This window comes from Enterobacter sp. BNK-18 (assembly GCF_047456135.1).
GTDB classification, from domain to species: Bacteria; Pseudomonadota; Gammaproteobacteria; order Enterobacterales; family Enterobacteriaceae; genus Enterobacter; species Enterobacter ludwigii.
On record NZ_CP179899.1, the window covers coordinates 1,446,914 to 1,459,007 of the forward strand.

Here is a 12,094-nt window from a genome sequence, read left to right on the forward strand (position 1 = left end):
GCTCAGGGCTGACGTTGAGCAATGATAAACAACCGTGGAAAAGCCAGCAGTATCTGCCCGTTTTCCTGGAGCGGATACTGCTCTTCCAGCATTTCATGGTAGCGCTTGAGAAAACGTTTCTGCTCGCTCTCATTAAGCTCCTGCAGCCACGGACGTAAACCGGTCGCGCTTACCCAGTCAATGATGGCCTGGTGTGAGCTCATTTTATGGAAATAGGTTGTCCGCCAGATATCCACTTCACAACCGGCGTCTGTCAGAATGTCGTAATAGGCATGCACGCCGGGCAAGGCTTCACGACCCCGGTCAGGATAACCTTGCTCCCAGGCAACTTCACGCATCGCCACATGAGTGGGCTCAAGCCAGTTGTCAGGCATCTGAATGGCCAGTACGCCATTTAACGTGAGCAGAGAGACCAGGTGCGGCAGGAGATCGTAGTGGTCGGGCACCCACTGCAACGAGGCATTGGCGTAAATCAGGCTCAGCGGCTGGCCGGGCTTAAACTGGCGGATATCGGCCTCAACAAAGTGGCAATCCGGTAAGGCGCTGCGGGCTTCGTCGAGCATCGCAGGTGAGTTATCGACCCCTGTGACGTGCGCTGAAGGCCAGCGATGTTTTAACAGCGCCGTACTGTTTCCAGGCCCGCAGCCCAGATCGACGATGGATGACACGTCATCCAGGGGAATTCTGGCGAGCAATTCAGCGGCGGGCCGCGTACGTTCGGCTCCGTATCGCAGGTACAGGGAAGGGTTCCAGTCAGCCATCTTTGCATCTCCGTTGTGCATACTTCAGCAAGAATAGCACACGCAGACACCTGCACTGCGGCAGGTGTCTGTCCTGCGGCAATTACAGAATGCCTTTCAGGGCAACATGATAAAGCAGCATGATGGTTTTCCCGTCGACAATCCTGCCCGTTTCAATGCCGCGCAGTGCCTCTTCCAGCGTCATTTCCAGTACGTCGATATCCTCACCCTCCGTTTTGAGTCCACCGCCTTCACTGGTTCTGTCTTTCGGCTGGTATTCGGCGAGATAAAAATAGAGTTTTTCAGTGACGGAGCCCGGGCTCATGTAAGCTTCAAAAATTTTCTCAACGCGGGAAACGCTATAGCCGGTCTCTTCTTCCGCTTCTGCTTTAATCCGGCTTTCCGGATCCATGTTATCGAGCAAGCCCGCAGCAGCTTCAATAAGGTCATCTTCGTGCCCGTTAATAAAGACAGGGAAGCGGAACTGGCGGGTCAGGATCACCGTCTTTTTATCCCGGTTATAAAGCAGGATGGTGGCTCCGTTTCCCCGGTCGTAAACTTCGCGATTTTGCCGCTGCCATTCGCCATCGCGTCGCTGTAGATCAAAGGTATATTTTTTCAGGATGTACCAGTTATCAGACAGTGTTTCACTTTCTATGATGCGTACATCTGCACGTTTTGATTGCACGTTTGTTCCTCCTTACGTAGAGTAATTATCATAAACAGCATGGTCGTGCAGTTTCAAGATTAAACGTGCAATATCAGGAATTCCTTATGCTCACAACGCAGCGAAAACAATTGATCCTTGAAAAGCTCGAGGCTGAAGGTCAGGTCCAGTCGAAAGCGCTCAGCACGCTTTTCGCGGTGTCTGAAGACACCATTCGGCGTGATTTACGCGAGCTGGCGGCAGAAGGGCGTTTACAGCGTGTTCACGGCGGGGCGCTGCCGTCATCCTCGGCCATTGCCCCGTTTGCTGAGCGTAAATCGGTAAAGATGGATGCCAAGAAAAATGTCGCCCGTAAAGGTGCGCAGCTGATTTCTGACGGCCAGGTGGTGATCATTGACGGCGGCACGACCACGTCAGAGCTGATTACGTTTCTGCCTCCTGATTTGAAGATAACCGTGGTCACGCACAGCCCTGGCATTGCGCTGGGACTTGTCGAACATCCCTCCATTGAGGTTATCCTGATCGGTGGCCGTCTGTATAAACACTCTATTGTTGCGGTCGGCGCGGCTGCTATCGAAGGCATCGAAAAAATCCATGCGGACCTGTTCTTTATGGGAGTAACTGGCATCCATCCTGATGCGGGCCTGACGACCGGTGATTTTGAAGAGGCGAGTATCAAACGTGCATTTTCCGGCAGAGCCGCCGAAACGGTTGTGCTGGCTTCCCCCGAAAAAATCAATACCGCTTCATCTTTTGTGATTGGCGATCTGTCGCTGGTGAACACGATTGTCGTTGAAGACGATACCGATAGCGCCTGGATTAACGCGGTAAAAGAAAAGGGGGTTTCCGTGGTGATGACCTCTGAACCGGAAAAGGCATAACCCACGCGAAAAGCCTTTATGATCCGGCCTGTCGGTAAGCCGACAGGCTGGCAGGCCACATCAAACCTGAGGGATATCCTGAAGCGCAGTGTAAATCTTAAGCCCCAGTGTTTGCGCCACCTCAATGTCCATATCGGCCCCTTTGGACGCGCCGGCAATCCGGTAGAGAGCATCACATTTCGCAATGAGTCGGTGCGCGACGGGATACAGCATTGCTTCACTGATTTCATCACCCATCGATTTCGAGCCAGCCGCTTTTGCCAACGGTAAGGCCAGCCATTCGCCAATAACCGGAACGTGACCACGTTGATAGACGGCTAACGCCGCATTTTCAAGACGAGCAAGGTTTTCATCAATGCGCGCCTGCACGCCATCGGTGCCGCTACGATAGGGGCCGGCGATTAAAATCAACTGTTGTGTCATATCAACCTCAGTAAGTAAAAATGCATGAGTTTGCACGTTTGTGCGTCTTTCGTTTCTGGCTTCATATTAGTCGCCAATTTCGTGCAATTTCAAGCAATATTGTGCATTATGGTTTTTTTAAGACAGTTGCAGAAGAGTCGAGCTGGTCTATGCTCAAAAAGCAGAGATCAGCCATTCTCTGGGCGTATTGAAAAATAACAATAATCTTGCGTTTCAGGGGGTGGAAATGAAGAGGATCCTGCTCGTTACATTGTCATGCTTGCTCTCGGTAATCTCCTTTCTCAGCGTAGCCGCAGAGCCGCGCCAGGAGCCGACAGATCGGGAGCGCGCCAGAACGGTTTATATTTTCCATCAGCCGATAGTTATGCTGCAGGCAAAATTCGGTCTGACCACGCCTGAAGAGCGAGTTTTGCGCATTCGTAATACGCTGCGCAATTTCTCTCAACAGGATGTTCGGGAGCCCCTGAAAATTATTCCGGTTACCCGTTACAACCAACCGGGAAGACTGATTGTGATGAACGGCAAGCCGGTGATGTTACTGGCACAAGCCGATCTCGATGAGGGTGACGACCTGACGCTTGATGAAGCTGCTCAACGTGTGCTGACCCGAATGGAGGCACAACGTACGGCGCTTCGCGATCAATATGACGCCGGGTGGTTGGCATTATCGGCAGGCAAAACGGCCGCAGGGCTGCTGGCACTGTTTGTTTTCTAGTACGGTGCCTGGCGGTCATGGCGTGGAGTAAGGCGTTTTTACCGAGGCCGCATTCTTGAGAACCGCAGTATCATTCCACAACGCTGGCGCAGGTTTGTCGGCGCGATTGAGACTCGTTTGTATGCTTTGCTGATGATTATTCTGGGTATTCTCGGGCTTTACATCTGGCTAAGTTGGTCATTCAGTCTGTTTCCCTGGACGCGCGTTTGGGGAGCATCGCTGGGTGACTGGACCATGCGTGTTCTGCGGGATATCGCACTGTCCATTGTCTCGGCTATGCCGGGCATTTTAATCGTCCTGATTATTTTTCTTATCACAGCCTTCATTCTAAAACTCCTTAAAGTCTTGTTAAATCAGGTAGAAGCAGGGCGTTTACACCTTCCCGGGATCCATCCTGAAACCGTCGGCGCGACGCGGAAGTTAATTTCTGTGGTGGTATGGTTATTTGCTCTGTCCGCGGCATACCCGTTTTTACCCGGGGCCAATTCACTGGCCTTTAAAGGTATCAGTGTGTTCTTTGGGCTAATGTTGACCCTGGGATCTGCCGGGGTGATGAACCATGCCATGAGTGGCCTGGTACTGATTTACTCGCGAGCCTTGAGAAAAGGCGACATCATTCGGGTCGCGGATAACGAAGGGTTGGTTACCGAGATAGGTATGCTCGCGACGAAAATCATTACGCGGGAGAATTACGTTGTAACCGTACCGAATGCTGTCGTAGTTAGCGGCAAAATCACTAATCTCAGCGCGCAAAATCCAGATGGTGGCGTGAACCTGACGACAGGTGTCACTATCGGATACGACACGCCATGGCGGCAAGTTCATGCCATGCTGGAGATTGCCGCCAGACGGGCGAAATGTATCGATCAGTCACAACAGCCGCTGGTAAGACAACTGAGTTTGATGGACTGGTATATTGCTTATGAACTTCAGGTGAAGCTGCGTGCCGGGCAATCACTGGCGGAGGCCCGCAATGAACTGCACAGCAATATTCAGGATGTCTTCAACGAGTTTAATGTACAAATCATGTCGCCAAACTTTGTGATGCAACCAGAAGGCGCGGTCGTCGTGACGGAAGATAACTGGTATGCAGCGCCGGCAGAGAAGCCAGAGAATAAACAGCGTGAGTGAAGATGGCTATGCAGGTTTAGAGGATTCGGAGCAGATAAGGTGCATTAGAGGCTGTCAAACACCAGAACAAGGATGACCATAAAAAGCCAGATTCTGCCTTAATCTATGTAAGTGCGCATAATGTATATTATGTTAAATTGACTATTATGATCCATTCTTGGGCAACACTCATTACGCAATCCTACCCTTTTCTAATTCCTACCTATTCTGGCTGGCCCCCAGATATTGGATCAAAGTTTTAACACTGCTATCATCGAAATCATAAAATTACTCTGCTTGCCGTTTGAATATTCAGGCAGTCCACAAAAGCGTCATTTGCCCTCATGGAACGAAGGAGTTCTCTGATGAACCTCCCTGGTCAACCTTCACCTGACAACACTTTACCTGGTTACGACCTTTCTCGCAGTCTCGGTAATCAGACAGGTGCAGATATCGATTTTAAAAAACTGGCTGAACAGCTGGACTGCATGCGAAATTTTTACAACGTCGGTATTATTTTTGACGATGGTAGACAACGCTGGCTTGTACGCCCTTCCCGCCGTATCGCGGATGCTAATCAGAGCACCGTGAGCCATGTGGTGATAAGTAAAGTGCCGGATATCAAGCAACACAGTGCAGAAAAAGCCGTTGTTGCTGCTCTCACAGCGCCGTCACTGGCCACTGAAATTACCTCAACTGGTTTTGCCTGTGGTGCGATGATCGTAACGTTGGTCATGGCGTTTGGTGCCGGTGCGGCAGTACCAATGACTGCGGGAGGATCCGGGGTAATAGCTGCAATTAGTCTATCAGGTGCACTCGCGACCGGTGCGCAGTGCATGATTGGAGCTGGCAGACTGCTGGCTATTAATAACGATCACGGATCCGATGTTGCTTGGCTGGACAGCCAGGACTGGTATATTGCCACTTCTACAGTCTTGGATGTTATTTCGCTGGCTGCTGCTGGAACGGCACTGAAAGGTACATTAGAAACTTACAAGCTGATGAAAGCGGCTTCCTCAAGTAAAGTTATAACTTGGTTCCAGAGCCTTAGTCGTGCTGAGAGAAAACGAATTACAGAAGAAATCATCAAAGCTCAGAATCCTGGCATCTCCAGTTCCGGAGTTAAGGCTGCAATTCGTGCAGGTGTTTATCCGAAACGATTCCCCAGCGAATCATTGCAAAAATCACTGCAGCGTGAGTTGGTTAATGCGGTAACCAATGCCTCGGCATTTGTTGGTAGTTCACTTACGGGCACCATTCGAAATCCACAGAACACAGTCAAGTCTGGGCGCTATGTGGTAGGACTATTACAGTCATTTTCCCCAAATTAAGCGTAGAGTATTCAAATGCTTAAAGAGCTATCCCGTCGTCTACAACACTGTAATGACATAGCGGTACGTATAAATAATGCCAACGCTTCACAGTTGCAAGAACTGAAAACGCAGTTGGACCAGCAGATGGGTAAGCCCGTGGGGCTACACACTATGGGCATCCCTGCGGCAATCAGCACCCTCGGGGTGATTGTCAGTTTTGCTATTCCGCAGCTATGGTTGGGCTACGGCGTATTCGCCGCACTCAATCAGCCGGCAGAAAAGGTATTTGTGTGGGTAGTGTTGATTTCCCTTCTGTTCGCCGGCATCAACGGTCTGACGATGTTTATGATGGGTAAAGGCAGCATTCGCGCCGTGCGGGTACATCTTTCTCTGGCATTCATAAGCCTTCTGCTGACGGTAGTTTATCTGCTTGCAGCTCTGAGCGGCACCATCTGGCCAGGCGTCAATTTAACAGCCGCACTGGTGAGTGTTGTCATGTTGCTGCTCAGCGGTTTCTGTATACGATCTCCTTCCTTCTATAAGATGCTGCTATTTACCCTTCATAATCGCGCCTGGCGCCAGCAAATCCGCCAGACACGCAATAACATGCAGCGTTAAACACATTCCCGCCACTACTGGCGGGACTTCGCCCTGTGCCTGCGCAACCTTATCGCTCGGTCGCGGAGATCAAAAAATCAATCAGGGCTTTCACCCTTTTTGTTTTCCCCGCATTTTTCGGGTAATAGAGATACACTGGCGGATAGGTTTTCCAGAAGCTCTCCATCACAGGTACAAATTGTTCCCGATCTGGCTGTAACCGCCAGATGGGTTCGAACAAGCGCCCAATTCCCAGCCCGTTACGAATTCCGTCTGCCATAACGTCAATATCGTTGCTGATTAACTGTCCGGGCATCTCAACGGTTAACTGTTCTCCGCGATCGTTCAGGATCAACGGAAGGATGCGGTTGTTAGTGATAAAACGGTAACCAATCAATCGGTGATGACTGAGATCTGCCGGCACCTCAGGCATACCCTGTTCAGCGAGATAGGCAGAGGATGCGTATAACCCTTCACGAAACGGTTTCATTAACGGTCGTGCTACCACCCCACCCTCCAGAATATCGCCAAAACGAATCCCCAGATCAAAACGCTCCTCGATAATATTCACGGTACCGTCGAAGACCGAAATTTCCAGTTGAATCCTTGGGTATTGCTGACAGAACGCAGCCATTGCAGGCTTGAGAATTAACAGATAGGCGAAACGCGAGAGCGTAATTCTTACCACACCACAGGGTTCCTGACTCCGATCGCGAATGCTTTCCAGCGATTTTTCCAGCGAATCCACCGCGGCGGCCGTTTGTTCCAGCAACTGTTGCCCGGTTTCGGTCAGCTCAATACGCCGGGTCGTGCGCACAAAAAGCGGATGACCAATATGCTCTTCCAGCAACTTAAGCGCATTGCTGACGGATGGCGGCGTGATTTCAAGTTTCCTCGCGGCTGCCGAGATATTTCCTTCACGCGCAATGCTCTGAAAGATGCGGATCTGATTATAAAGAGCGTTATTCATAGCATTTTCCTTAAGCAATTACCGCCTGATTATTAAGTACAGACTAAAGATGCTTAAGTCAATGCTCGCCTTATCTTCATACATAGAGGCTCTTATACTTTCTGCTCTTCTCACTGAAAACTGATTACTGGAGCGACTGATGCGAATTTTATGTCTGGATATTCCCGCCGCGGGTACATCGCCGGAAAAATATGCACCGCACCTTACTGCTGAAGCATTGCACGCCTGGGGACTGTATAAATCCGGCGTCATCCGCGACATCTACTTTCGTCAGGACAGACCCGGCGTCGCTATTTTCCTTGAATGTGACGCTGTCGAGGAAGCGATGAACGTAATGGCCGAATTCCCTCTGGCGAAAGCAGGCTTATTAAGCTTCGAGTGCATTCCTCTTGGCTCCTTTATTAACTGGGAAAATCTCTTCTCAGAAGAATTTAAAAACTAAAAGCACGGCGTGGCTGACGTCCTGTCTTTTTAAGACGCTGCATCTGAAAACACGCCTGAGTTAAACATCCATCAATTCTGCATAACTGATTGAAATGAAAAATATCCTTATCGTTTCCGGACATCCAGAACTTAACCATTCTGTCGCCAACGCCACCATCCTTGACGAGGTGGCGACAGCCCTGCCCGACGCTGAAATTCGTCGTCTGGACTGGCTCTATCCGGACGGCAAATTCAATATCGGAGCGGAGCAGGAAAGCCTGCTCAGGGCCGATGTGATTGTCTGGCAGTTCCCTTTTTCCTGGTACGGACTCCCGGGACTCATGAAACAGTGGCTGGATGAAGTTTTTGTTCACGGTTTCGCGCATGGTTCCACGGCGAAACTGGGTGGTAAAAAGCTGGTTCTCTCCTTCACAACGGGGGCACCGCAAGCGCTTTACACCGCTGACGGTTTCTTTGGCCACACCATTGAGGAGTATCTCATTGCCTTCGAGACGACGGCAAGGCTGTGCAATCTTGAGATGCTGGCACCGATTTATACCTGCGGTATCAGCTACGCCGACAGGGATGCCGAGAAAATCGCCCAGCAAAAAACGCTTGCCCGGGAGCACGCGTCAAGGCTTGTCGACCTGCTTAACGCTATTGGTGAATAATTCGGAAGGAGAATAACGATGCAGTATACCCGGCTCGGTAAAAGTGACTTACTTGTCTCTCGCATCTGCATGGGATGCATGGGGTTTGGCGATCCGTTGACAGGCCAGCATCGCTGGACGCTGGACGAAACGGAAAGCCGGCAGATCATTCGCTACGGCCTTGAACAGGGCATCAATTTTTACGACACCGCCATCGCCTATCAGAACGGTTCGAGTGAACGGTTTGTTGGCCGGGCATTGCGTGACATGGCGAAGCGCGATGATGTGGTGCTGGCTACAAAGTTTCTGCCGCGGACGCCCGCGCAAATTGCCGAGGGGATCAGCGGAAAACAGGCAATAGCCCGCTCGCTGGATCTGAGTCTGCAAAATCTGGGTATGGACTACATAGACCTCTACATTTACCACATCTGGGATTACAACACGCCCGTTCTTGAGGTGCTTGAAGCGCTGCATGCCGCCGTTACTGCCGGCAAGGTGCGCGCTATAGGGATCTCAAACTGCTACGCCTGGCAGCTGGCTAAGGCGAACGCGCTTGCAGAACGCGAAGGGCTGACGCCCTTTGTTTCCATGCAGAGTCACTACAACCTGATTATGCGTGAAGATGAACGTGAACTCTTCGGTTTATGCGCTGAGGATGGGATCGCGTTGACGCCCTATAGCGCGCTGGCAAGCGGCCGTCTCTCCCGTAAAGAAGGCCACACGCGGCGAGCCGTCGAGGATGACTACGCCCGCGGGAAGTATGACCGGACGGCAGAACAAGATCGGATCATTATCGAACGCGTTGCCGAGCTTGCCGAACAGTATCAGGTATCCATGACGGAAATATCACTCGCCTGGCTACTGACCAGGGTCACCTCACCCATTGTTGGTGCCACGCAAAAACGTCATGTCGAAGGTGCGGTAAACGCCGTGAGTCTGCAGCTGAGCCCGGAGGCGATCCGCTATCTGGAAGAATGCTATCAGCCCCACCTTCTGACGGGGGTTATGGCGCAAAATACGCCGCATACCAAAGACGTTAAGCAGGTCTGGACGCGGTAGCCTGTTTCTGGTTTAGAAAAAGGATCATCATGAAAAAGAGTCTCATGTTTTTAGCTTACCTGCTAATAAGTAGCCCTGCCTTTGCAAAAAGTCAGGGCATACAGGATACGCCCGTGATGAATATCGTTGAGATAAGCATCACGCCCGATCGGGACAGGCATTTTGATGAGGTTGCCAGGCAAACAATCACCGCTTCGGTTGATCATGAAGTGGGCACGCTGGCGATGTACGCGCTGAAACGCAGTGACAATGCGCGTCAGGCATATATGGTTGAGCTTTATGCAAGCGAGTTGGCCTACCGCAAACATCTGGATGCCTCTCCATACAAAGCGTTTGTTACTCAAGCACCTGATATGATTGATCGGAAGCTGAAAATCACACTGGTGCCGCAATTTACAGGGGACAAACACATCATACCCGATGAGCGGACCATCAATAATCTGGTGGTAGTCGAGGTGAAGCCGGAATATCAGACCGAATTCAAAAACATTGTCCTTCCTGAAATGGCTCAGTCGCTCAACATAGAAAAAGGCGTGCTTGCCATGTATGCCGCGACAGACGTAGATGATCCCCACCGCTGGTATTTCTATGAGATTTACGCCAGTGAGGAAGATTATCAACTCCACAGACAGACGCTGCACTTTAGGGATTATCTAAAGCAAACGGCGCACATGAGTACCCGTAAAACGTCTATTCCTGTCAAACCACTATTTCTGCGTAATAAAGGCGGGATAACCGCAGAAATCGCCCCTGGCGGCTAAAGCGTAGAAAAATGGCGTTTACGCAGGCCAGGTGTGATACATTCCGGGCGCTCTAATGACCACCACACATGACAGGTATGCAGAACATAACTCAACAATTTCGCTGGCTTCTGCTTGTTATCCCGTCACTGAGCGGTTGTGGCACCCTCTCGCAAATGTCCTCCCCGGCAGGAACACAGGAACTCCTCACCCATAAATCGCTGGACGGCGACGTTGATAGCGTGGTCCGTCACTATATGGCGCAAAAATCCGTTCCCGGGATGACGGTTGCGGTGATCCATAATTACGGTTCTCCGCAGTTTTACAGTTGGGGCGTAACCGATGCGGCCAATCGCTACCCGATCGGGTCCAATACCTTGTTTGCCCTCGGTTCGCTCAGCAAAGGGATTACGGCGGAAGTGGTGGCTTGTCTGGTGAACGAAGGAAGGCTGAGTTGGAACGATAACCTGGCGACATTGCTGCCACCGGGTACGCCCTTAAGCGCAGATGCACAAAAAATTACTATACTGGAACTGGTGACCCACACCTCTGGCCTGCCCCGTCAGAATATGGATGTTCCGATGCTGGGAAAATTCATCAGCTATTTAAGCAGTGGCGATAACTTTTATGGCGAACTGGATAGCGATAACGTATTGCGCTATTTAGCCAACTGGCATGCACCGCAGCATAAAATGCCGCAATACTCTAATACCGGCTATGCCCTGATCGGCTATATCCTGAAACACAAAACCGGCGAAGATATTCAGAGTTTAGCCTCGCGCTATATTTTTCAACCGCTGCAAATGGCTAACAGTAGTTTTACTCCCCAGACGTTAAAGGGATACCCGCAGCGTGCGCTTGGCCACGCTGGCGATCAGCCCAAATTCATCCCGCGCGGGCAGCTGACGCCCGACTGGCATTTTTCCAACAACATGGTAGCGGCAGCGAGTTTATACAGTAACGCCGAAGATCTGGCCGCGTATGCCCGCTATCACGTGGCGACTACCGACAATCGCTTATTGGATAGTGTCTTTGCTGAAGTCAGTAATACCGATATTCAACGCCCCGACGGTGTACAGGGTATTGCCTGGACCACCGACTTTATCGGTCTGGAAAAAATTACTTATCAGGTCGGCTATATTGGCGGCTACTCAAGCTTTATCGGTTTCGATAAACAAAAAGGCAATGCGGTAGTCGTGCTTCAAAATGCGTTTAACTGGAGTAACTATATTGGTATCGCACTATTAATGGATATGGCGAAAAACGATAGCCAGAGAGAAGAACATTCTCGCGCGCTGTAACCTCGCCTGGTCATGTCTGCAAACCAACAGCAGCGCTTCTCCGTATCGGCATGATACTGCTCAGCGGTGGCTGCATTCTTACTGCGACCTTCTAAAAGATGCTGAAAACGCCCCTCACTCGAGGGGCGTATAGCCGTGACATCCACCACGCGCCAGTTAATTCGCCTGATTCATACGGCGATGTTTCTCTGCCTGTTGCTGGTGAATAACAAAAGACTGCCCATTGTTCACCGTTTCATGCACAACGGCGGCCTTCTCATGCTCATTCATCGCGGAGAAAGACTTTGCCGATTCGGGAGTAGTATTACAGGGGCCAGCTTTGGGCATTTTCTTGTGCATCTCAGCCATGGTTTGATGCGCAGTTGCCTGAGCGTTATTAACCTGGTCGTGCATGTTGATCGTTTCTGCTGCCCAGCCAGATGATGTGACAGCCATAATGGTGACAATGGATAACAGGATCTTTTTCATGGTCGAATCTCCTAAGTTTACATGCTCTGCAATATCG

At 50.8% G+C, this 12,094-nt stretch carries 13 protein-coding genes and 1 pseudogene; 9 read left to right on the forward strand and 5 right to left on the reverse strand.

Annotation, left to right across the window (positions count from 1 at the left end; translation table 11 throughout):
• Nucleotides 1-2: 2 nt before the first annotated feature.
• Nucleotides 3-761: a trans-aconitate 2-methyltransferase gene (gene tam, locus ACMGG3_RS06910; protein WP_049022563.1), complete on the reverse strand. Its 759-nt coding sequence runs from the start codon at nt 759-761 to the stop codon at nt 3-5.
• Nucleotides 762-843: 82 nt separating this feature from the next.
• Nucleotides 844-1,428: an NUDIX domain-containing protein gene (locus tag ACMGG3_RS06915; RefSeq protein ID WP_121339677.1), complete on the reverse strand. Its 585-nt coding sequence runs from the start codon at nt 1,426-1,428 to the stop codon at nt 844-846.
• An 86-nt stretch (nt 1,429-1,514) separates the two neighbouring features.
• Between ACMGG3_RS06915 and ACMGG3_RS06920 the strand changes: the two genes are divergently transcribed.
• On the forward strand, nt 1,515-2,288 hold the full coding sequence (locus ACMGG3_RS06920; RefSeq protein ID WP_020884137.1) for a DeoR/GlpR family DNA-binding transcription regulator: 774 nt from the start codon (nt 1,515-1,517) through the stop codon (nt 2,286-2,288).
• A gap of 60 nt (nt 2,289-2,348) precedes the next feature.
• On the opposite strand, the gene ACMGG3_RS06925 is transcribed toward ACMGG3_RS06920, so the two are convergent.
• Complete coding sequence (locus tag ACMGG3_RS06925; protein ID WP_251884465.1) at nt 2,349-2,711, reverse strand: DUF4406 domain-containing protein; 363 nt, start codon at nt 2,709-2,711, stop codon at nt 2,349-2,351.
• A gap of 226 nt (nt 2,712-2,937) precedes the next feature.
• On the opposite strand from ACMGG3_RS06925, the pseudogene ACMGG3_RS06930 reads away from it, so the two are divergent.
• The 3 genes and pseudogenes from ACMGG3_RS06930 to ACMGG3_RS06940 all read left to right on the forward strand — a co-directional run bounded on the left by ACMGG3_RS06930 (nt 2,938) and on the right by ACMGG3_RS06940 (nt 6,467).
• A pseudogene (locus ACMGG3_RS06930) lies at nt 2,938-4,557 on the forward strand (mechanosensitive ion channel family protein).
• A 344-nt stretch (nt 4,558-4,901) separates the two neighbouring features.
• Entirely contained in the window at nt 4,902-5,867 is a 966-nt protein-coding gene (locus ACMGG3_RS06935; protein WP_063924941.1) for a hypothetical protein, read from the forward strand.
• Nucleotides 5,868-5,882: 15 nt separating this feature from the next.
• A complete protein-coding gene (locus ACMGG3_RS06940; protein ID WP_414149725.1) occupies nt 5,883-6,467 on the forward strand; it encodes a hypothetical protein in 585 nt (194 codons plus the stop codon).
• A 49-nt stretch (nt 6,468-6,516) separates the two neighbouring features.
• On the opposite strand, the gene ACMGG3_RS06945 is transcribed toward ACMGG3_RS06940, so the two are convergent.
• Nucleotides 6,517-7,416 (reverse strand): LysR family transcriptional regulator, encoded by a 900-nt coding sequence (locus ACMGG3_RS06945; protein ID WP_414149726.1) that lies wholly within the window; start codon nt 7,414-7,416, stop codon nt 6,517-6,519.
• Between the two features lie 139 nt (nt 7,417-7,555).
• Between ACMGG3_RS06945 and ACMGG3_RS06950 the strand changes: the two genes are divergently transcribed.
• The 5 genes from ACMGG3_RS06950 to ACMGG3_RS06970 all read left to right on the forward strand — a co-directional run bounded on the left by ACMGG3_RS06950 (nt 7,556) and on the right by ACMGG3_RS06970 (nt 11,589).
• A complete protein-coding gene (locus ACMGG3_RS06950; protein ID WP_063156418.1) occupies nt 7,556-7,858 on the forward strand; it encodes a hypothetical protein in 303 nt (100 codons plus the stop codon).
• Between the two features lie 94 nt (nt 7,859-7,952).
• On the forward strand, nt 7,953-8,510 hold the full coding sequence (locus ACMGG3_RS06955; protein ID WP_063156419.1) for an NAD(P)H-dependent oxidoreductase: 558 nt from the start codon (nt 7,953-7,955) through the stop codon (nt 8,508-8,510).
• An 18-nt stretch (nt 8,511-8,528) separates the two neighbouring features.
• Nucleotides 8,529-9,548 carry an aldo/keto reductase gene (locus ACMGG3_RS06960; protein ID WP_370977320.1) on the forward strand — a complete coding sequence of 340 codons (1,020 nt, stop codon included), beginning with the start codon at nt 8,529-8,531 and terminating at the stop codon, nt 9,546-9,548.
• 29 nt (nt 9,549-9,577) lie between these two features.
• Nucleotides 9,578-10,309, forward strand: coding sequence for a putative quinol monooxygenase (locus ACMGG3_RS06965; protein WP_406767143.1), 732 nt, complete (start codon nt 9,578-9,580; stop codon nt 10,307-10,309).
• Between the two features lie 77 nt (nt 10,310-10,386).
• Complete coding sequence (locus tag ACMGG3_RS06970; protein WP_414149727.1) at nt 10,387-11,589, forward strand: serine hydrolase domain-containing protein; 1,203 nt, start codon at nt 10,387-10,389, stop codon at nt 11,587-11,589.
• A gap of 156 nt (nt 11,590-11,745) precedes the next feature.
• Here the strand turns inward: ACMGG3_RS06970 and ACMGG3_RS06975 are convergent, their stop codons facing one another.
• Entirely contained in the window at nt 11,746-12,057 is a 312-nt protein-coding gene (locus ACMGG3_RS06975; RefSeq protein ID WP_414149728.1) for a Silver-binding protein, read from the reverse strand.
• Nucleotides 12,058-12,094 lie beyond the last annotated feature (37 nt).